12 protein-coding genes and 1 pseudogene are annotated in these 21,374 nt (G+C 66.9%); 10 read left to right on the top strand and 3 right to left on the bottom strand.

Annotated elements, in window-relative coordinates; genetic code table 11:
- The first annotated feature begins 170 nt into the window (after nt 1-170).
- The 4 genes from OHT77_RS00385 to OHT77_RS00370 are packed head-to-tail and all read left to right on the top strand — an operon-like array spanning nt 171 to nt 3,842.
- Nucleotides 171-1,049 (top strand): hypothetical protein, encoded by an 879-nt coding sequence (locus OHT77_RS00385; RefSeq protein ID WP_328825839.1) that lies wholly within the window; start codon nt 171-173, stop codon nt 1,047-1,049.
- Nucleotides 1,046-2,275: a hypothetical protein gene (locus OHT77_RS00380; RefSeq protein WP_328825838.1), complete on the top strand. Its 1,230-nt coding sequence runs from the start codon at nt 1,046-1,048 to the stop codon at nt 2,273-2,275. The genes OHT77_RS00385 and OHT77_RS00380 overlap by 4 nt, the downstream gene beginning before the upstream one ends.
- On the top strand, nt 2,272-2,745 hold the full coding sequence (locus tag OHT77_RS00375; protein ID WP_328825837.1) for an effector-associated constant component EACC1: 474 nt from the start codon (nt 2,272-2,274) through the stop codon (nt 2,743-2,745). The genes OHT77_RS00380 and OHT77_RS00375 overlap by 4 nt, the downstream gene beginning before the upstream one ends.
- On the top strand, nt 2,742-3,842 hold the full coding sequence (locus OHT77_RS00370) for a hypothetical protein (RefSeq protein WP_328825835.1): 1,101 nt from the start codon (nt 2,742-2,744) through the stop codon (nt 3,840-3,842). Before OHT77_RS00375 ends, OHT77_RS00370 begins: the two co-directional genes overlap by 4 nt.
- Nucleotides 3,843-3,851: 9 nt before the next feature.
- On the opposite strand, the gene OHT77_RS00365 is transcribed toward OHT77_RS00370, so the two are convergent.
- A protein-coding gene (locus OHT77_RS00365) for an IS5 family transposase (RefSeq protein ID WP_443047871.1) occupies nt 3,852-4,713 on the bottom strand; the annotation gives its coding sequence in 2 pieces (ribosomal slippage) (nt 3,852-4,346 and nt 4,348-4,713; 861 coding nt in all).
- 97 nt (nt 4,714-4,810) lie between these two features.
- On the opposite strand from OHT77_RS00365, the gene OHT77_RS00360 reads away from it, so the two are divergent.
- Complete coding sequence (locus OHT77_RS00360) at nt 4,811-6,085, top strand: IS701 family transposase (RefSeq protein ID WP_328825834.1); 1,275 nt, start codon at nt 4,811-4,813, stop codon at nt 6,083-6,085.
- 61 nt (nt 6,086-6,146) lie between these two features.
- Here the strand turns inward: OHT77_RS00360 and OHT77_RS00355 are convergent, their stop codons facing one another.
- Nucleotides 6,147-6,317: a DUF5959 family protein gene (locus OHT77_RS00355; protein ID WP_328825833.1), complete on the bottom strand. Its 171-nt coding sequence runs from the start codon at nt 6,315-6,317 to the stop codon at nt 6,147-6,149.
- 528 nt (nt 6,318-6,845) lie between these two features.
- Here OHT77_RS00355 and OHT77_RS00350 point away from each other — a divergent pair.
- The 5 genes and pseudogenes from OHT77_RS00350 (at nt 6,846) to OHT77_RS00330 (ending at nt 20,221) form a co-directional block, all read left to right on the top strand.
- Nucleotides 6,846-11,114 carry a LamG-like jellyroll fold domain-containing protein gene (locus tag OHT77_RS00350; protein ID WP_328825832.1) on the top strand — a complete coding sequence of 1,423 codons (4,269 nt, stop codon included), beginning with the start codon at nt 6,846-6,848 and terminating at the stop codon, nt 11,112-11,114.
- Between the two features lie 169 nt (nt 11,115-11,283).
- Nucleotides 11,284-18,057, top strand: a complete 6,774-nt coding sequence (locus OHT77_RS00345; protein ID WP_443048190.1) for a polymorphic toxin-type HINT domain-containing protein — start codon at nt 11,284-11,286, stop codon at nt 18,055-18,057.
- The gene (locus OHT77_RS00340; RefSeq protein ID WP_328825830.1) at nt 18,041-18,448 is read left to right on the top strand and encodes a hypothetical protein; all 408 of its coding nucleotides are present in this window, start codon (nt 18,041-18,043) and stop codon (nt 18,446-18,448) included. The genes OHT77_RS00345 and OHT77_RS00340 overlap by 17 nt, the downstream gene beginning before the upstream one ends.
- Nucleotides 18,449-18,604: 156 nt before the next feature.
- Nucleotides 18,605-19,335 (top strand): annotated as a pseudogene (locus tag OHT77_RS00335) (transposase family protein).
- A gap of 124 nt (nt 19,336-19,459) precedes the next feature.
- Nucleotides 19,460-20,221 carry a transposase family protein gene (locus OHT77_RS00330; protein ID WP_328825829.1) on the top strand — a complete coding sequence of 254 codons (762 nt, stop codon included), beginning with the start codon at nt 19,460-19,462 and terminating at the stop codon, nt 20,219-20,221.
- Nucleotides 20,222-20,329: 108 nt separating this feature from the next.
- Here the strand turns inward: OHT77_RS00330 and OHT77_RS00325 are convergent, their stop codons facing one another.
- Nucleotides 20,330-21,070 carry a ScbR family autoregulator-binding transcription factor gene (locus tag OHT77_RS00325; protein WP_328825828.1) on the bottom strand — a complete coding sequence of 247 codons (741 nt, stop codon included), beginning with the start codon at nt 21,068-21,070 and terminating at the stop codon, nt 20,330-20,332.
- Nucleotides 21,071-21,374 lie beyond the last annotated feature (304 nt).

The following is a 21,374-nucleotide window of genomic DNA, read 5'->3' as shown; positions in this document are numbered from 1 at the left end:
CAAGATCCTCAAAGGACTCATAATCCGTCGGCCGACGTTTTTAGGCACGGAGTTCGCATTTCCGAAATTCCGCTTATCAGTTTCGGACTCTCCGGCTCTTTTCGGTCAATTCTGTGCCAACCTGACGGTTCATGCGTGGACAGGGGTGGCGAGGGGGACGACCAATGTTCGTGGCAGACACCAATCCGCTGCCGGGCTGGCGCGGGGGCGACGGGAACGCCGCCTATCTCGACAAGACCTTGAAGTTCGGGGAGATCGAGACGCAGCTCAACGAGAGTACGAATTTCGGATTCCTGCTGGGGCTGGTGGGTCAGGGAATTCTGACCGCGGTCCTGTTCTACATGGTGTGCGCGGTGATCGGCCTGTTCCTGCTGGTCGTCGCGGGCGTCGTGGGTCTGCTCTGGTTCGTGGTGTCCGGTTTCCTGTCGGTGGCGCTCTTCTGGGTCGTCGTGCTCTTCGCCCGGGTACCCGAACCGATCGCCGAGTGGCGGGTACTGCTCGCCGAGCGTTATGGCCGCAGGGAGAGCGTCTATCACGGCATCCGACAGGTGCTGCATACCCGTGGTTACCCGGTGCGGGTGGAGGAGCAGGAGGGACGGATGATCCTCAGGGAGAACACCTACTCCGTCTACATCTCCGTCTTCGCCTACGGCAGCAGCCTGTACCTCGGCTGGATGATGTGGCGTTCGCGCCGGGGGTACCAGTTCATCGGGCAGTACCTCCGCGACATGATGCAGGGTATCCAGGGCCGCAACCAGGTCGAGTGGCAGATGCTGCGCAGTGAACGCGCTCGCGCCCTGCGCGAGGCCGCCCACATCGCGTGCCGGGAGGGACTGGCCGTGGCGCTCGCCGATACCACCCCGCCCGTCCCGCCCGCCCAGCTCACCGGGCCACAGCCTTCGTACGGCAGCGGCATCCCCGGTCCGGTGCTGGGAGGCTACGGCCCGCCGGGCACCGGCACGCCCGCCGTCCTTCCGCAGATGCCGACCACCCCGCCCCAAGGGCCGTACGGCGGAGGCACCATGGGCGGACCGGGCCGGCCGGGGTGACCACGGCCTTGGACGGCTTCCTGGACCTGGCCGGACCTGGGGAGGCCTGGTGCGTCACCGGGGTCCGGCTGGAACCGGACCCCACCCTCGCCAGGGGCTCAGGGGCCCTAGGCCTGCCCGCCGAGGAACACCGCCGCCGCGCCGTCCAGTTGGAGCGGGCCTGGCTCACCGAGGCCTGGGCCCCGGACGGCCGCTGCTGGGAACTGCGGTACGGCCCCAGCGGACGCGGCGACGGACGGCTCGGGTGCGTGCTGCTGGCGCGTGCGGCCGGGCCAACGCCCTTGGCGGCACGCGCCGGGGCACACCTGCTGCGCGAGCAACTCGGCAGGTTGCCCGGCTCGGTCCGGCGCATCCCGCTGGACGCCGGGCAGCTCATGGGTGCCCTGCGGCCCTGGAAACCGGTCGGGATGGTGGAGATCCGGCCCCGGGTGCACTGGAGCGCCATCCCGCGCAAGGACGCGGCCTTCCCGTACGGCCTGTACGTGGACGCGCTCACGGCCGAGCCGGTCGCCTGGGAGCCGCTGTGGACTGAACTCACCCGCATTGACGGCCGGTTCAGCCTCGGCGTGCGTCTCGAACCGCTGGTGTGGCGGCAGCAGGACACGGCAATGGTGGAACGGCTCCTCGTTGAGTACACGGCGCTGGGACGGCCCGGCCGGTTCAACCCGGCCACCGGGTGGCAGGAAGGGGCCGTGCCCTTCGCCGAGGAGGCCGCGGTCCGCTACGCCCGGCTTCGGCAGGCGGTGGACAACGGCCATGCGTACCGGCTGCGGACCGCCCTGGCCTGCGCGGATCCGGCCGCGCTGGCGTCCGTGGCGCAGGCGGCGCAGGTGCTGGCCGCCGCGGTCGGCGGGGGCGGCGGGGCCGGGGCGGCCGTCGTCCGGTCGGTCCGGGATCCGGGCGAACACCACGCCGCCTGGCGGGCGTTCGCCCATCTGCACGACGAGTGGCTGCCTGAGGTGCGGCAGCAGGACTTCCCGTACGGCTTGGGCGACTTCGAGCGGATGTTGGTGGACCGGGTCTCGGTCGCGGAGGCGTCTGCCGCGTTCCGGCTGCCCGCCGAGACGGGTGGTCATCTGCCGATGTTCTCCGTCTTCTCCGCCGACCCGCAGGGCGGTACTCCGGCCCGGCCCGCCGGGCCACCCCCGTCCACCGCCGCAGGGCTGCCGCTGCCGCCGCCCGGATTCGGCGGGCCGCCCGAGCCTTGGCAAGGAAGGACCCCGTGAGTCACCTCTTCCTCACCTTCGACGAAACCCCGGAAGCGGCGAGCGAACTGCACCGGTCGCTCGCCGCCTGGCTGTGCAGGGACGAACGGCTGCGCCGATTCACCCGGCTGGTCGAGGAGCCCCCGCCGCCCGGGGCGCTCGGCGGTCTCGCCACGGCGGTCGAACTGGTCACCGCCGCGGGGCCGGTGCTCAGCGCGGGCGTCGGAGCCTTCGGCTACTGGCTGGGCCAGCGGATGACCGGTCACCCCATCAGCTTTGAGGTCACCCTCGCGGACGGCAGCTCGCGGTCCTTCACGGCCGACCGGCGCGATCGGGAGCTGGTGCTCGCGGAGCTGGAGCTGTTTGTGAGGCGCGAGCAGGCGGAGCAGGCCGGAGCCGGGACCGGACTGGCACCGGATCCGGATTCCGTGGCCGGTCCGGGTGCTGCGCCCGGTCCCGGCTCCGCCCCTGGGTCATCGACCAGCCCGTGACCCCGCCCCCCGCCTTCAAGCCCGCCTCCGGGAACGCGCTCGCTGTGCTCGTCGGTACCGCCACCCACGTCCACCCGAGCGAGCTGCCCGCCGTGCCGCAGGCCGCCCGGAACGTGCTGGCGCTGCATGACGCGCTCGCTGCCCCACGGGGGAGCTTCGGGTATCCCGCGGGGCTCCGTACGGTCGTCGACCCACGTGACGCCGACGCGGTCGTCGACGCCTTGCTCCGGCCCCGGGACGACGCGCCGCCGGACCGGCGGGAGCCGGATGTCCTGCTCTTTTACTACGCCGGACACGGCTTCGCCGACGCCGATGAGCGGCAGCTGCGCCTCGCCCTGCCCGCGACCCTCTCCACCCGGCGCGGCGACGGCCCCTCGCTGCCCGTCCGCGAGGTGTTCGCGGCGATGGCCGCGAGCGGTGCCCGGCAGTGCGTCGCGGTGCTCGACTGTTGTTTCGCCGGGCTCGCCCTGTACGCCCCGGAAGCCGCCCGGGTGCATCTGCTGACCGCCGCGGGCGAGGGCTACCAGGCAGGCTTCCTCGACGGCCGCCCCGATCTCCCGACCGCGTTCACCGGCGCTCTGTTGGACCTCCTGCACGCCGGCGTCCCCGACGAGGGCCGCCATCTGCGCCTGGGCGCCCTCTACCGACGGCTCGCCGTCATCCTGCCCGCGTCCGACCCACCCCGCCCCGACACTGTCCAGCGGACCGTGGACGACAGCGCCAACCTCGCCCTCGCCGTGAACCCCGCGTACGGCACCGCCCACACCCGCGACGGCCTGCGCCGCCGCCGCGACTTCGCCCTGCTGGCTCGGAAGGCGGCCCATCGCGCCGCTGATTTCGAGGACCGAAGCCGGGCCGCGGAACGTCTGACCCGGGCCGTCCACGAAGCGCGGGCACTGACCGCCGACGCGACGGCGGCCTTGGGCAGGAGCGACCCCGACACCGTCTACTACCGGGAGCTACTGGGTGTCCTGCTCGGCGAGTCCGGCGACCCGGACTCCGCACGGGCGGTTCTCACGGAACTCGCCACCGACCTTGAGGACGCCCCCGACCACGCGGAGCGCCTCGCATCGGTACGAGCGCGCCTGGTCGGCTAGGGTCCGTCTTCAAACGGATCTTGCCCAGAGTAGGAATGACGCGAGATTGACCGCTGCCTCGTAGGAGGTGGCGGTCTTGTCGTATCTGGTGGCGATGCCGCGGAAGCCCTTGAGCTGGTTGAAGCAGCGCTCGACGACGTTGCGCCGACGGTAGAGCTGGCGGTCGAAAGCGGGTGGCCGGCCTCCTCGGTAGCCGCGATTGTGGCGGTGACGCTTCTGGTCGGTCTTTTCCGGGATGGTGCATGCAATTCCGCGTTTGCGCAGGTAGGCGCGGAAACCACGAGAGCTGTAAGCCTTGTCGGCGACGACCTGGTCGGGTCTGCAACGGGGTCGGCCCAGTCCCATACGCGGGACGCGAATGCGTTCCAGGAGGGGACGCGCGCAGGTGCTGTCGTGGCGTTGTCCGGGTGTCAGCAGGACGGCCAGGGGCCTGCCGCGGCCGTCGCAGGCGAGGTGGATTTTGGTGGTCAGTCCGCCTCGGGATCGGCCGAGGGCGTGATCGTCCGGTTCGTCCGGCCGGCTGATCCCCTTTTCGGCCGGTGGCGGCCGAGTGTTGGTGGGCGCGGACGATGGTGGAGTCGATCTGGACGAGCCAGTCGATGTCGCCGACAGCGTCCGCGTCGGCCTGGATCTGCTGGAGTGCCCGGGTGAACACGCCGTCCAACGCGTAGCGGCGAAAGCGGGTGTAGACCGTCTGCCACGGCCCGTAGCGTTCCGGCAGGTCACGCCAGGAGACCCCGGTCCGGATCTTGTAGACCATCCCGTTGATGACCTGCCGGTCTGGCACGCGCGGTCGTCCCGTCGCGGCACGCGGTATGAGAGGAGCAAGTAACTCCCACTCCAGGTCGGTGAGTTCATGGCGGCGTATCACCCGACCATGATCCACCACTCAATGATCTTTGAAGACGGACCCTAGTAGTGCTTCGTTAGGTCTGTTCGTTGATGCTGATCAAGAGCATGTTGGTTGTGTGGATGCACATGAAGTGAACCGATTACGGGCGGCGTTGGCGATGTTCGTGGCGGATGTCTTCGCCTCGGTGCCGCGTACGGATCAGCGGGCCAAGGGTGAGTATTATCTGCGAGGCCTGATGCTGGAGGGTCGGCGCAAGTCGATCCAGCCGATGGCCGGGCGTCTGCCGGACGGGAACATGCAAGCCCTGCAGCAGTTCGTGAACCAGTCGCCGTGGGATCCGCTGCCGGTCAGGCAGCGGATCGCCGAGCGGCTGTCCCAAGCCGTCAGGCCCGAGGTGTGGGTGATCGACGATGTGTCGTTCCCCAAGTGCGGCACAGCCTCGGTCGGGGTGGCCCGCCAGTACTGCGGAGCGGTCGGCAAACGGGCGAACTGCCAGGTCGCAGTCAGTGTCCATGCCGCCACCGACACCGCCTCGTGTCCGTTGGAGTGGCAGTTGTATCTGCCGCGGGAGTGGACGGACGAGCCCGAGCGCTGCCGCAGGGCAGGCGTCCCCGAGGACGTGGTGCACCGGGAGAAGTGGCGTCTCGCGCTCGGCCTGCTGGACACACTCGCCAAGTGGCAGGTGGAGGCGCCGGTCGTGGTCGCTGATGCCGGCTACGGCGTCAGCACACCGTTCCGGCTCGGTCTCCAGGAGCGAGGGCTGCCCTACGTCCTGGCCCTGAGCGGGAAGGAAGTCGCTCATCCGGAGGATGCCCGGCCGCACCAGCCCGCTTATGGCGGGCTCGGGCCGCCCACCCTTCCCCGCTACCGCACCCCGCCGCGAGCCCTCTCCACCCTCGCGGCGGAGGCGGGTGCGGAGCGATTCTCCGAAGTGACCTGGAGGCAGGGCAGCAAGGGCGCGATGACCTCACGATTCACGGTGCTGACGGTGCGGCCCGCGGGCAAACAGTCTCTGGCCGCAGCTCAGGAGGCGGGCGGGGGCCGCAGCCAGTGGGACGGCGTCCTGCCCACCCAAACCCTCCTGGTCGAATGGCCGGACGGCCAGGACACCCCGACGGACTACTGGATATCGAACCTGCCGTCTGACACGCCGATCGCTGACCTGGTGCGGTGGGCGAAGATGCGCTGGCGGATCGAACACGACTACCGCGAGCTCAAACACGGCCTCGGGCTCGACCACTTCGAAGGCCGAACCTGGCGCGGCTGGCACCACCACGTCACCCTCGTCACCGCCGCGCAGGCATTCCTCACCCTCCGCAGGCTCGACCCAAAAGTCGAGGCACCTCCCCGAGCCTCTACCAGACCCTCGACGCACTCCAAGACCTGCTGAGGTGCTGGACCGGCACCTGCAGCACCTGCGGCCACCCCCTCAAAACCAGCAGACCCAGAACCTAACGAAGCACTACTAGGTCGATTCGGCCGGACACGAAGGGTGTCTTGACGACGATCTCTGCGTCGAGCCCGGCGGTCCAGATGGGGCTGCGCCCCAGAACGTTGACCGAGACGCTGTTGCCCTCGTCATCGGCGAGCGAGATGAGCTCTTTCGGGGCGCTGTCGCCCATAGCCGTCCTCTTCCGTCAGCGAGTACTGAGCGATCTTCGCCCGACCGGAGGCCATCCTTCATCTCATTTCGTTCGGAGTTCTTAATGCCCCGTTGCGCCCCACGCTGGCAGCACCTACCGCGATCCCCCGGACGGTAGCGGGCCATGGTGCGCACAGCTCGGCAACCGAGTCGCGGCCACGCACGGGGTCTCGTGCCGACGGCCTCGGCCCGAAGCTGTGACTGGGGCCCGCGGCCGTACAGGCGGGTGCTACCGCAGCAGATGTATCGCTGGTCTCACGACAGGGCGTTGGGTTGTGGCGGACTCCGCGCACTTTTGTGAAATGTGCCACGCGATGAGTTTGGACTTACGCCCCTTTTTGTAACTCATGTCCATTTGTGAGTCTCTGGTAAGAAAGCTGTGGATGGCTTATGTTGCGGTCTGATCATCCGGCCGAGCGCGGTGGGTGACGGTTCAACTCATGTTCATCCGGGGGGAGTTCACGTGACGTTGTACGGGGGCGGGCTTCGAAGGCGCAGAGCTGGCGCGATGCTAGTCGCGGTAGTGGTGTTGGCGGCGGGTGCGGTCAACGACGCCACGGCTGTGACCGAGGAGCTAGCCGGCGGTCCGGCCGCGCAGGTTGCCGGTGTGGACGCGGACGGTGCGGCGGCCGACGACGGCGTGGAGCACGAGGCGAGCGAGGAAACTCGTGCTCTGGCCGAGGCCGTACGAACCGGCAAGCCCGTCGAGATCGTCTCCCGACGCGGGGAGAGCAGTGAGGTGTATGCCACCCCGGAGGGGAACCTGGAGGACCGCGAGCATCTACGCCCGGTGCGGACTCGAGTCGATGGCAAGTGGCAGGACATCGACACCACCCTCGTGAAGCGGGCGAACGGAGAGGTGACGCCGAAGGCCACGACCGTGGATCTGGCATTCTCCGGTGGAGGGTCGGATCCGCTGGTGCGGATGACGAAGAGCGGCCGTGAGCTGGCACTGTCCTGGCCCAGGGTACTGCCGGCGCCGAAGCTGAACGGCAACACCGTCACCTATCCGGACGTACTGCCCGACGTCGACTTGGAGATGGAAGCTCAGCAGGACGGCTTCACCCAGCTCTTGGTCGTCAAGTCGGCTGAAGCCGCGACGAGTTCGGAGCTGAGCGAACTGCGTCTGAAGCTGGTTGCCGATGGCATGCGGGTGGAGGAGACCGCAGAGGGCGGTGTCGCAGCACTAGACGAGGGTGCGGGAAGCGCCGTCTTCGAGGCCCCTCGGCCCATGATGTGGGACTCCAGCAGCCAGGCACCGGCCGGCACCGCCACCAAGCAGTCCGCCACCGGTACCGGTGCTGCTGCCGCTGGGACCGCGAAGCGTTCCTCCCAGACCGTGGCATCCGAGTCCGCCAACATGGCTCCGGTCGGCGTGGATGTTCCCGCCGGGCAGAACGCTCTGGTGCTCACTCCCGACAGCGACGTGCTGCGTGGCAAGGACACGGTGTATCCCGTGTTCATCGACCCTCAGTGGTACTCCCCGAAGGCCACGGCTTGGACGATGGCCTCCAAGTACTGGGCGTCGTCGCCGCAGTGGAAGTTCAACGGCGACTCGGACGCGGGTATGGGCTACTGCTACTGGTCATACTGCGCGCCGTACGACACCAAGCGGCTCTTCTATCGCGTCCCGACCTCGAAGTTCGCGGGCCGTAGTGTGCTGCAGGCGGAGTTCGTGGTCCGCAACACCTGGTCGGCGTCCTGCTCGGCGCGCAGCGTGGAGCTGTGGCGCACCAAGGACATCTCCTCGTCGACGACTTGGAACTCGCAGAACGCGAGCGGCTTTTGGATCGACCGCCTCAAGACGGCGTCTTTCGCCTACGGGTTCACCGGCTGCGCCGCGAGGGACGCGGAGTTCGACGTGAAGTCCGCAGTGCAGGAGGCGGCAGACAAGAAGTGGTCGACGATGACCTTCGGTCTGAAAGCTGCCAGCGAGACCGACGAGTACGGATGGAAGCGGTTCTCCGACGACGCCTATTTGCGCGTGCAGTACAACCGCCCGCCCCCGCAGGTCAAGATGTCGCAACTGACCATGGAGTACGGCGGCTCGTGCAAGAAGCCGTCCGCAGCCGCGCGAGTCAGCACCCGGGGCAAGATCTACGCGAACAACGTCACCGACCCAGACGGCGACTCCGTAGCCGTCGAGTTCTGGGCGAGTTGGGACACCGGCGACGGCAAGGGAGTGGTCACCCGCTGGAAGTCCGGACGGACGACGGCGAAGAAGTCCGGCTCGGACTTCGCGATCGCCCTCCCGTCTTCTCTTCCCGCCAACAAGACGGTGAACTGGTACGTCCGTTCCTACGACGGCGCCCAGTACTCGCCGTGGTCGTACTCGGGTGATCCCACCGCCTGCTACTTCGTGTACGACACGAGCGTGCCCAAGGCGCCGACCATCTCCTCCGCCATCTACCCGGCCATGAACCCCGAGGATCCCGACGACCCCTGGTACGACGGGGTGGGTCAGTACGGCGACTTCGTGGTCACCGGTGCCGTGTCCGACGTGACCAAGTACTGGTTCGGCATCAACAACGACCCGGTCTCCACCAACACCGTCACCACCTCCGGCGGAGCCGCCAGGACCGTACCTGTCCTCCCGCTCAAGCCCGGCCTCAACACCTTCACCGCACGCTCCTTCGACGCCGCTGGAAACGGCTCCGAGATCCGCACCTACCAGTTCCGCGTCAAGGCGGGACAACGGGAGCGAGCCGACTGGTCCATGGACGAGGGGGCCGGCGCCACCGCGGTGGCCGGCAGCGCACCTCAGCAGTCGGCCACCCTCTACAACGGTCCGACGCCGAAGACCGAGGGGAAGTTCGGCACGGCGGTGCAGTTCGACGGCGTAGACGACTACGCCGCCACTGACATAGCCACTGTCAACACCGACATCAGCTTCTCGGTGTCCGCGTGGGTGAAACTCTCCGCCATGCCGACCGGAGCGGCCGTCGCGGTTTCCCAACGAGGAAACCACGCACCGGGGTTCGAGCTGTACTACTCCAAGGGCTATGACCGCTGGGTGTTCAACCAGTACAGCTCCGACAGTTCCAGCGGCACCCCTGTCCGCGCCATGCAGGCCGCCGCTGGCGGGGTCAAAGCGGGGGAGTGGACGCATCTGGTCGGCATCTATTCAGCCGGTGAGAATCTGCTGAAGCTGTACGTCAACGGCGCCCTGGCCGGGACCGCGGCCTACAGCACACCCTGGAACGCACGCCGCGGCATGATCATCGGCGGCAGCTTCCTTGACGGAGCGTCCACCCCTGCCTCGCCTTTCCCCGGCGTCATCGACGAGGTGAAGACCTTCGAGAAGCCGCTGTCAGCGGCAGAGATCGCGGGGCTCTACAGCTCGAACTCGATCGGCGGCGGCCGGCCCGCCCGCATGGTCTTCCACATGGACGACGATGCCGGCGCGCCCGCCCTGAAGGGCGCGGCCGACGTGAATCCCGCGGTCCTCAAGGGGGGTGCCGCGACCGGTTCGGCCGGTGTGGACGGCAATGCGCTGACCCTGGACGGAACCGACGACTACGCCACCACCGGCGGCCCGCACATTAACACCTCCTACAGCTTCGCCGTGTCAGCCTGGGTGAAACTGCCGAAGACGAAACCTGCCCACGCGGCGACCGTCGCCGCCCAGAGCGGAACCGCGGTGACGGGACCGGAGCTGTACTACTCGAGCTCCTACGACCGCTGGGTGTTCAACCAGCACAGCGCCGACACCGCCGACTCCACGGTGGTACGGGCCATGCAGCCCACGGGAACCACCGCGTACGGCGGTGAGTGGACGCATCTGGTCGGCGTGCAGGACACGGAAGCGGACACCCTCTCGCTGTATGTCAACGGGAGCCTGGCCGGCACAGTCGCGCTGCCCTCGACCTGGTACGCGGGCGGGGCGGTACAGATTGGTGCCAGCTCGTTCGAGGGGGCCGCGACCTCCTTCTTCCCCGGACAGATCGACGACGTGCGGCTCTTCGACAGACCCGTATCCGCAGGCGAGGTGCAGCAGTTGTTCAAGCAGCGGGCCGTGGTCAAGGGGCGCTGGAAGTTCGAGACGTCCAGCGGCAGCCCACTGACCTCGCCCGACGCCTCGACTTCGGGCAACGCCATGACCCTCTACAACGGCGCCACCACAGGCTCCGGCTGGGTCGACGGTGCCCTCGTCCTCAACGGTACCAACCAATACGCCGCGGCTTCCGTGGTGCCAGTCGACACCAGCGGCAGCTTCACCGTCAGCGCCTTCGTCCAGACGGCGGCCGTCCCGACCGGTCCAGTCACCGTCATCAGCGCCCCCGGAGCTGCGAGGAGCGCGTTCGCGGTGCGCTACGAGCCCAGCGCCACCCCTGCCACCGATCCGGGCCGCTGGCGGATCACCACCGCAGATGCCGACAGTGCCTCGGCCGCCGTATCCGACACCGGCAACGGCATGTTCTACAGCCCCACCGACTGGAACCACGTGGCACTCGTCTACGACGGCTTCTCCAGAGAGATCCGCCTCTACGTCAACGGGGAGCTCCAAGAGACCGCCTGCGCCGACGCCGACGAGGACGGCGTCCAGGACGACGCGAGCTGCACCGACACCGTCTCCTGGACCGACACCGTCCTGATCTACAAGGCCACCAAGACCCTGCAGCTCGGCCGCGACACCGTAGGCACCACGCCCGGCCAGTATTTCCCCGGCTCGCTCTCCGACGTCTGGGTCTTCCAGGGCGCACTGACCGAGACACAGATCGACCACCTCGCCGTCGGCAACCCCGGCGTGGAGACCTCCGTCCCCAGCGGCGACTGACCAGCGCAACCCGCCGGAAACGGGCCGCCGCGAGCGGATGGCCCGTCCCCGGCCACACCCTTCACCGCGTCGTGCGCGGTTCCCCGCTGCCCGCGGGCACTCAACGGGAGGAAGACGAACGCGTATGAGGATCAGACACCGCTCCAGAACGACACGGCCGTGGCGCAGGATGGCCGTCATCACCGCCGTCGTCATGACCGCGACACTGCTCCAGACGGCAGGGGTCCCCGCTGTCGCCGAAGGCTGGCACATGCCCGCTGTGCCGCAGGCCGAGTCCCCCGTCCCCAGTGTCCCAGTGGGCAAGGCCGTGCCCCGCAAGACGACGAAGGGCCCCCGGACACCAACCGAGGCACCGGCCACCAGTTGGCCGAAGACGAACACTGCGGAAATGACGCTCAGCCGAGCCTCTTCTCCAGTAAAGAAGTTGCCGCTCACCTTGCGCACAAAGCACCGGTCGGACGCGGCCACCGGCACCTTCACGGTGCGCACGCTGACGCGCGCGGACTCACGGAGGACCGGTGTCGACGGTCCGGTCTTCGCTTTGACCCCCCGCAAGGACGCCGCTCAGCGGGCCGGAAAGGCCCACGCCGACCTGGACTACTCCTCCTTCGCCGACCTGTACGGCGGCGGATACGCCTCCCGTCTGACCCTGGTCCAGCTGCCGCCGTGCGCGCTGACCACCCCGCAGAAGAAGCAGTGCCGTACCGCCGAGCCGGTGCCGACCGTCAACGACGCCGCCAAGCAGACCCTGACCACGGAATCGGTCGCCCTGAGCGCGAGCGCGACGACCGTGCTGGCCGCGACCGCCTCAGCGAGCGGCGACAGAGGTGACTTCAAAGCCACCTCCCTGGCCGCCTCGTCGACCTGGAACACCGATCTGAGCAGCGGCTCCTTCTCCTGGGCGTACGACATGCCGGTGCCGCAGGTGCCCGGAGGCCTGACTCCAGAGGTCGGGCTGTCGTACTCCTCCGGCGGTGTCGACGGCCGTTCCGGAAACACCAACAACCAGGCATCGTGGGTCGGCGACGGCTTCGACCTCGCTCCCGGCTTCATCGAGCGCACCTACAAAAGCTGCGCGGACGACGGAGTCACCAACGCCGACGGGAACAAGCCGGGCGATCTGTGCTGGGCGTACGACAACGCCACACTTTCGCTGAACGGTTCGGGCGGAGAACTGGTACCGAACGGCACCAACTCCTTCAAGCTCCAGAACGACGACGGCACGAAGATCGACCGGATCTACGGCACCTCCTCCGACGTGCGGTCCAACGGCGCACGCAACGACGAGTACTGGAGGGTGACCACTCCCGACGGTACCCAGTACTACTTCGGCTACAACCGGCTGCCGGGCTGGGTCAGCGGCAACGAGACCACCGACTCGGCCTGGACGGTGCCGGTCTTCGGTAACGACGCCGACGACCAGTGCCACGCGTCGACGTTCGCGGCGTCCTGGTGCCAGCAGGGCTGGCGTTGGAACCTGGACTACGTCGTGGACCCACACGGCGACGCGGTCGCGTACTACTACGACAAGGAGACCAACTCCTACGGCCGCAACCTGACCGCTGCGGACGACACCCCGTACGTGCGCGGCGGGACGATTGACCGGATCGAGTACGGCCTCAAGAGCACGGCCATGTACTCGGCGAAGGCACTCGCCAAGGTCGACTTCACCAGCAGCGAGCGGTGCATCCCGGACAGCTCGACCACCTGCTCGTCCATCTCCACGGACGCCCAGTACTGGTACGACACTCCGTGGGACCTGAACTGCACCGCAGGCACCGACTGCGACAACGGCCGATTCGCCCCGGTGTTCTTCACCCGCAACCGGTTGACCTCCGTCACCACCCAGGTCCTGGTGTCCGGGTCCTACAGCAATGTCGACGGCTGGAAACTCACCCACCGGTGGGGCATGGCCGACACCGACTACCAACTGCTCCTGGACTCCGTTCAGCGCACCGGTTACGGCACCGGCGGCACGTCCATCACCCTGCCTAAGGTCACCCTCGCCTACACACAACTCGCCAACCGGCTGGACAAGACCGGCGACGGCTTCGCCCCGTTCATCAAGTCCCGGCTGTCCACCGTCGCCGACGAGTCGGGCGGCCAGATCGACGTCGGCTACTCGGCCTCGGAATGCGACTTCGCCGCGCTCCCCACACCCGAGACCAATACAACCCGATGCTTCCCGCAGTACATAGGCGGCAGCACCAGCGACGACCCCGTCCTGCAGTGGTTCAACAAATACGTGGTCGCCACCGTCACCTCGACCGATCGCACCGGCGGATCGCCCGACCAGGTCACCATGTACGACTACCTGGACGGCGCGGCCTGGCACTACGACGATGACGACGGGATGACCAAGGAGAAGTCCAAGACCTGGTCGCAGTGGCGTGGTTACGGACACGTCCGGGTCCGCACCGGAGGTCAGGGCGGAGCCTTGGCGATGAAGTCGCAGGAGGACTCGTACTTCCTGCGCGGCATGGACGGCGACCGAAAGAACGCCTCCGGCGCCACCAGGAGCGTCTCGGTCGACCTCGCCTCCGGTGAGGGCGACGCCATCACCGATCACGAGTCGCAGGCCGGATTCGCCTACAAGACCGTCACCTACTCCGGCCCTGGCGGCAAGGTGCTGGCCAAATCCGTGAACCGGCCCTGGTACCAGCAGACCGCGAAAAAGGTCCGCACCTGGGGCACCGTGACCGCCAATCTGACAGGCAACGCCTCCACCAAGTCCTGGACCTCGCTGGACGACGGCGCGGGCACCAAGTGGCAGATCACCTCGACGGCAGACACTCACGACACCACCACCGGCCTGGTCACGCAGACCAACGACCTCGGCGACACCACGACCGCCGCCGACGACCAGTGCACCCGCACCACCTACGTCTCCGGCAGCATCCCCGTCGGCGCGCCCGCACGGGTGGAGACGGTAGCCAAGGCGTGCGACGCCGCAACCAGCCGACCGGCCGACGTGATGTCCGACGTCCGGACCGCCTACGACGGTGGGGCATACGGCGCCGCGGCCACTAAGGGTGACGCCACCAGGACCGCCAAACTCAAGACGTACACCGGCTCCAGCGCGGTCTACCTCGAGTCCGGCTCCACATTCGACGGCTACGGCCGGGCGCTGACCACCACCGATCTGACCGCCGGCGTGACGGTCACCTCCGCGGGCACGCTGACGCGGTCCGCCCGCACCGACGGCCGCACCACCACCACCGCATACACGCCGACCACAGGCTTCCCAACGAGCAGCACTGTGACCACCCCGCCCGCCACGGCCGGAGACACCACAACCGCGCAGACGTCCACCACCGCCTACGACACCCTGCGCGGCCTGCCGCTCACGGAGACCGACACCAACGGCAAGTCCGTCACCCACGCCTACGACGCGCTGGGACGCACCACCAAGGTGTGGCAGGCGGACCGGACCACCGGCCAGACCCCCAGCTACGAGTTCGGCTACACCATCACCGAAGGCCAGCCGGTCGTGGTGTCCACCAAAACCATCGGTAACTCAGGTGCCCAGGACACCTCGTACACCCTCTACGACGGCTTCCTGCGCACCCGGCAGACACAGGCCCCCGGCCCGGCCGGCGGAGCACTGCTCGCGGACACCTTCTACGACGAACGCGGCCTGGTCACCAAGGAGTTCGCGACCTACTACATCACCGACGCACCCTCGACCACGCTCCTGAAGCCCGAGAAGGCGCTCAGCGTGGAGACGCAGAACCGGCACACCTACGACGGCCTGGGCCGCGAGACCGAGCTGCGGCAGATCGCAGGAAACGGTGACGGCGGCACCGTCCTCGGGATCACGAAGACCATCTACGACGGCAACACCACCACCGTCATCCCGCCGGTGGGCGGCACCGCACAGACCACCGTCACCGACGCCCGCGGCCGCACCAGCGAACTGCGCCTGCTCCATGCTCGAGTCCCCGAGGCCCCCTACGACACCACCACCTACGGTTACAGCCCCCGGGGTGAGCTGACCAACGTCACCGACCCGGCAGGCAACGACTGGACCTGGACGTACGACCTGATGGGCCGGCTCACCGACACCACCGACCCGGACAAGGGAGCCGGCCACAACGAGTACGACGACCGCTCCCTGCTGACCACGGCCAAAGACGCCCGCGGCACCGTTCTGGCGCACACCTACGACGGTCTGGGACGAGAGACCGAACTGCGGGAGAACTCCTCCACCGGAACGCTGCGCGCCAAGTGGGTCTACGACACGATCAGCGGCGCCAAGGGCCATCTCACCTCCAGCTCCCGCTTCAGCGGCGGCCAGGAGTACAAGTCGAACGTCGTGGCCTACGACCGCCTCTACCGGCCGCTGCGCACCTCGGTGACCATCCCCTCGACAGAAGGTGCCCTGCAGGGCACCTACCTGACGACGACCACCTACAACGCCTCAGGCACAGTTCAGGGCGTCGGCTATCCCAAGGCCGGTGACCTTGCTGCCAACACCGTCACTTACACCTACGAAGACGGCACTCAGCGGCCCATCAAGGTCAGTGGCCCGCTCAACCTGACCGCGACCACCAGCTACAGCTACACCGGCAAACCACTGCAGTACGTGATGTCCGCGAACGGCGGAAAGACCACGTACGAGAACAACACGTACCAGTGGGGTACCCAACGGCTGGCGACCTCGGCGGTGGGACGCCAGGACGTGACGGGATCCGACCAGAACAACACCTACACCTACGACGAAGCCGGCAATGTCCTCTCCGTCTCGGACACCTCCCGCTCCGGCACGGACAACCAGTGCTTCAGCTACGACTACCTCCGCCGACTGACCGAGGCCTGGGCACAGCAGACCACCAGCTGCACCACCACCCCCACCACCAGCGCACTCGGCGGCCCGGCCCCTTACTGGACCTCCTACTCCTACGACAAGGTCGGCAACCGCCTCACCGAGACCCAGCACGCCACCACCAGCGGCGCCTCGGGCACCGAGCGGAGCTACCACTACCCCGATCCGGGCACAGCCCAGCCGCACAAGCTGAACTCGGTCGACACCACCACCGGCACGGTGAAATCCACCGACAGCTTCGGCTATGACACCGGGGGCTACACCCACACCCGGCAACTGGGCAACGGCACCTCCCAGACCCTGGACTGGGACATCGAAGGCCATCTCTCCAAGGTCACCCAGCCAGTCGAGGGCGGCAGTGACAAAGTCACCGAGTACCTGTACGACGCGGACGGCTCCCGTCTGATCGGCCGCACCCCCACGGAGACTACGCTCTACCTCGGCGACACGGAGATCACCCTCGCAAACGGGGCCACCAGCGCGAAGGGCACCCGCTACTTCGACATCGGCGGCGGCCACCAGGCCGTCCAGTCCAACGACGGAACACTCTCCTTCACTCTCGCCGACCACCACGGCACCGCCCAACTGTCCGTCAACGCCAACACCCAGGCCCTGACCCAACGCCGCACCTTGCCCTTCGGCGGCCTGCGCGGAACCACGCCCACCAACTGGATCGGTACCAAGGGTTTCGTGGGCGGCACCACCGACACCACCACCGCGCTCACTCACCTTGGAGCGCGCGAGTACGACCCCGCGACCGGCCGCTTCCTCTCGGTCGACCCGGTCTTCACGGCCGGCGACCCGCAGCAGATGCACGGCTACAGCTACGCCAACAACAACCCGCTGACCTATTCCGACCCGGCGGGCACGGAGATCGGCTCCAAGCCGAACTCCTGCCAGTACGACATCAGCAGGTGCAGCAAGGAGACCAAGAAGGAAGTCGGCTACGACGACAGGTCCGGCACGGTCGACTACCACCGCGGCAGGATCTACAAGCGATCTCAAGCCGCGAAGAAGCAATGGGTGCAGGCCAACACCCCGGTCACGAACGATATCGACAAACTCGCGGACCAGTACTGGTCGCCCAGGATGAACGGGGAGTTCACAGACGACTTCTGGTACAACCCGGTATACGAGTCCGCCGACGAAGGAAGTGCCTGCTACGGCCGCGAGGGATGCCGTCAGGCCTACCTTTACGTACTCCACGGCGGCAAGGACGTCGAGAAGGCCAAGGAGATCGCGGCCACCTACTGCGTCTACAACGCCGAGGAATGCAGCGACAAAGCCGCAGCCGTCGCCCGTGGCAACGCTATCCGGGACATGTTCAGCACGGCCGTACTGGCTTATCTGGGTGGGGCTGCCGGAACCTCGAAGCCCTGCAACAGTTTCATTCCCGGCACTCAGGTCCTGATGGCGGACGGCACGACTAAGCCCATCGAGGATGTGAAGATCGGGGACAAGGTTCTCGCCACGGATCCCACTACTGGCCGCACTGAAGTCAAGGCGGTCACGGCCAAGATCAGCGGCAAGGGTCTGAAGAACCTGGTCAGAATCACTCTTTCCATCGAAGTCGAAGGTAAGAAGAAGAGCGCATCGGTCACAGCCACTGCCGGGCATCCCTTCTGGGTTCCCGAACTTGGTGGCTGGGTCAACGCCACAGGCTTGGCGGTTGGAGAACGACTCGACACATCAGCTGACGCCGTCATCCACATCACCGATGTCGACCGATGGACACAGTCCGCCACCGTTTACAATCTGACCGTCGGCGACATCCACACCTACTATGTACTGGCCGGATCCATACCGGTACTTGTGCACAACGACAACGGCGCGCCGGATGTCGCCCGAGTGCCGGATCTGACGGGTCTAACGCAGACGGAAGCCGATGGCGTTCTCACGTCTCGCGGATTCGACCTGCAGGCGATATCAGACAAATACGCGACGTACCGGGCAACCGACGGAAGTAAGGTAACCATCCGTCTGGGCGACGGCCGGGTCTCGCGCTCATCGACGGTGGATCCTGGGCCGAACCAACGGAACTACACAATACGCTGGGACCAGACGGGCAACAGGACACAGTCACACGACACAGGAGAGAACCTTGGCGGCTGCAAATAGCGAGTTCGCGGATGTCTGTCGTCGGGCCGCAGATATCCTGGCCCGAGTCGAAGGCTATTTTCTGGATCGAGTACTGGTCGACACTGCACCGACTGACGGTAGCGTTGATATCCATCTGCGCCTCGGCCCAACGGCTCCGGACGTCGTGGTGTCACTCACAAAAGTCGTACACGCGAGCATCGAGCATTTCCTCGAACCAGACGCCGCTTTCGTGGACGAGATTCGATTGAAACACATTGCTGGAGGCCACCGCTCCTGGCCCGACGGCCTGACTGGATTGGGTCCCCGGCCGCCTGGAACTCCGGACGTCGCATGGCTAATCATCGAAGGGCCCATGCGCGTGGAAGTGGTTGCGCAAACTATCACCGTGGCGGTGGCACAGGTGTATTGATCCTTCCCCGGGCTGGGAATCTAACTGCCGGTGTTTTCAATGAGCTTCTTCGAGTTGGTCACCGATCAGGTGATGGCCGGTGAAGCGCAACGAGCGAGGTTCCCGGGCTGTTGATCGAGATGTCTGACGTCTCAATCACGTTGCTCGGGGGCCTCGTTGGTCATCCATCCTGCCGCACTCGACCTGCCGCATGCGCTCGTGGAGTGGGTGACGATGCTGATCGTCACTCGTGAGGGCGACCGCCGCAACGCGCGATGGTGGCACTGGTGTACCTGCGCGAACACACCACCCTGGCAAAGATCGCTGCCGGGTTGGGGATCAGCGAGTCCACCGCCCACGCCTACACCAGCCAGGTCGTCGACCTGCTCACCGGCCGGGCACCGGGTCTGCTGAAGGTCCTGCGCGAGACCATGGCGGACTTCTTCCTCCTGGACGGCACCCTCGCCGAGTGCGACCGGGTCGGCGACGGACGGGCCGAATATTCCCACAAACACCGGCGCCACGGCGTGAAGGTGCAGGTCGTCACCGACCCCGATGGCCGGCTGCTGTGGCTCTCACCCGCTCTGCCGGGCCGGACTCATGACCTAACCGCGGCCCGGAGCCACCGGATCATCCGTATCTGCGAGCGCCAGGGCGTGCCCATCCTGGCCGATCTCGCCTACCAAGGCGGCGGCCCGTGGCTGACCACCGGCATCAAACGCAAGCCCCTGCAGAAACTCACCCCCACCGAGACGACCCTCAACCGGGCACTGGACTCTGCACGAGCGCCGGTCGAGCGAGGCGTCGCCCGCCTGAAGTCCTGGCGCATCTTCCGCAGGTCCCGGTGCAGCTCGAATCGGATGACGTCAATCGCCAAGGCCATCCTCACGCTGGAGAGACAACGCTGAAGAAGCTCACTGAGCGCCTTCCAACCTGCCCAGGGTGACTCGGAGTTGGACGGGCCTGTGGAACGTCGAAGCTCCTGGTAGACGAGTTGTCGACCAAGATGAACCGTCGTTCCAGGAGCTCCGTGTGCTTGTCTATCCGTCAGCCATCGATCTGTCCACCGTGCACCTGCGTCACTTGAGTCGGGTGCTGGCGGCGCGACGTCGGGAGATAGGCAGTCGGTGGCGGAGGCTGACTCCCCGACGCCAGGCCCTGCTCGCCTTGGCGCATCTGCGGTCTGGCGACACGTATGCGCAGCTCGCGGTGGGGTTCGGCATCGGGATTGCCACCGTGTACCGCTACGTCCGCGAGGCAATCGACGTTCTGGCCGCGCTTGCGCCCACGCTCAACAAGGCAATGGTGATGGCCCGTTCGAAGGCGTACGTGATCCTGGACGGCACCGTGCTGCCGATCAACCGGATCGCCGCCGACCGGGCCTACTACTCCGGTAAGAAGCGGCATCACGGTATGAACGTTCAGGTGCTGACCGATCCGTTCGGACGGCTGCTGTGGGCGTCGCCCGCACTGCCCTTCGCGACACATGACCTGACGGCGGCACGCGAGCACGGAATCATTGACGCTCTTGGCGAGGCCGGCCTCAAGTGCTGGGCCGATAAGGCGTATCAGAGTGCGGCTGAGAACGTTCGAGTCCCGTTCAAGGGGCGACGCCTCAAGCGGTGGCAACGACGCCACAACACCACCCACGCCAAGATCCGCTGCGTCGGTGAGCAGGCCATGGCCACGCTCAAGAGCTGGCGCCTGCTGCGGAAGTTGCGCTGCAGCACCAACCGCATCACCGCGATCGTCAAGGCCGTGCTCACTCTGCACCTCGCAGCCGCATCAGGATGAAAACACCTCAGTGCCACACGGGCCATCAAGCGCTCTGGCGCGCCCAGGTAGAGCGTGGGTAGTCACACGCCGAGCCGAGGCGGACCGACATCATTCTGAAACGATCGGTTAGTGGGTTGCTGCTTTTTCCTTTGCCCCCGTCGGTGTGGTTTCTGTTTCGGTTTCTGTGTTTTTGCTGTTGTTGCGTTGTCCGTCTTCTTCGTCGTTTTCTCCGCCTGTTTCTCCGTGTGTGAGGTGGGTGATGTTGGGGGTGAGGTTGAGGGTGGTGAGGGTGGCGGGGTGGGTGATGGTGGGGAGGGTGTGTTTGAGGAGGGCGGTGATGGTGGTGGGGAGGTTTTGGTAGTTGGTGGTGGCTTGGGACATGGCTTGGATGCCGGCGAAGGCGCCGACGAGGATTTGGGCGGTTTCTTGGGGGTTGACGTGGGGGAGGAGTTCGCCTTGTTGTTGGGCTTGGGTGAGGAGGTTGGTGACGATGGTGGTCCAGTGGTGGAAGGGGGCGGTGCGGTCGAGTCCGTCGGCGCGTTGGTCGAGGGTGAGGCGGACGCCGGCGCGGACGAGGGGGTCGGTTTGGAGGCGGTGGGCGTGGAGCATGGTGGTGTCGATGAGTTCTTGGGTTTTGCAGGGTTGTGGGGGGACGGTGAGGTTTTGGTCTTGTCCGGCGAGGACGCCTTGGGCGAGTTGTTCTTTTGATTTGAAGTGGAAGTAGAGGGCGCCTTTGGTGACGTTGGCGGTGGTGAGGATTTCGCTGATGGTGGCGGCTTGGTAGCCGCGTTCTTCGAAGACGGTGGCGGCTGCCATGAGGATGGTGTGGCGGGTGCGGATGGCGCGGTCTTGTTTGGGTTGTGGCATGGGGTGGCTTCTTTCGTTGCGGGTGGGGGTCCGCGGGGTGGGTTAAAAATACCGTCCAGTTCGTATAGTCTACGGGGTTTGGTGGGGCGGGGTGGGGGGTGTGCGGTGATCGGTTGCGGGGCTGTGGGCGGGTGTTCGGGGCTTGTACCGGGTGCGGGTGCGGGTGCGGGTGCGGGTGTGAGGGGGCGGGGGTGGGGCCGGGTTTCTGTGGCGGGCTTCAAATAGTTCTCGTTTAGGGCGTTTTGCGCGCATGTGTGTGTGGTTGGTTTTGGCGGGGCCGGTTCCTCGGTGCAGAGGGCGGTGA

Origin of the sequence: Streptomyces sp. NBC_00252, from assembly GCF_036187565.1 — a bacterium.
In the GTDB taxonomy this organism is placed as follows: Bacteria; Actinomycetota; Actinomycetes; order Streptomycetales; family Streptomycetaceae; genus Streptomyces.
The sequence above is the reverse complement of the archived record's forward strand: the minus strand, read 5'-3'. Positions and strand labels throughout refer to the sequence as shown.

Coding starts and splice junctions, on each gene's coding strand:
- OHT77_RS00355 (WP_328825833.1), bottom strand. CDS start 6,317: ATGGGCGACAGCGCCCCGAAAGAGCTCATCTCGCTCGCCGATGACGAG.
- OHT77_RS00350 (WP_328825832.1), top strand. CDS start 6,846: ATGCTAGTCGCGGTAGTGGTGTTGGCGGCGGGTGCGGTCAACGACGCC.
- OHT77_RS00345 (WP_443048190.1), top strand. CDS start 11,284: ATGGCCGTCATCACCGCCGTCGTCATGACCGCGACACTGCTCCAGACG.
- OHT77_RS00325 (WP_328825828.1), bottom strand. CDS start 21,070: ATGCCACAACCCAAACAAGACCGCGCCATCCGCACCCGCCACACCATC.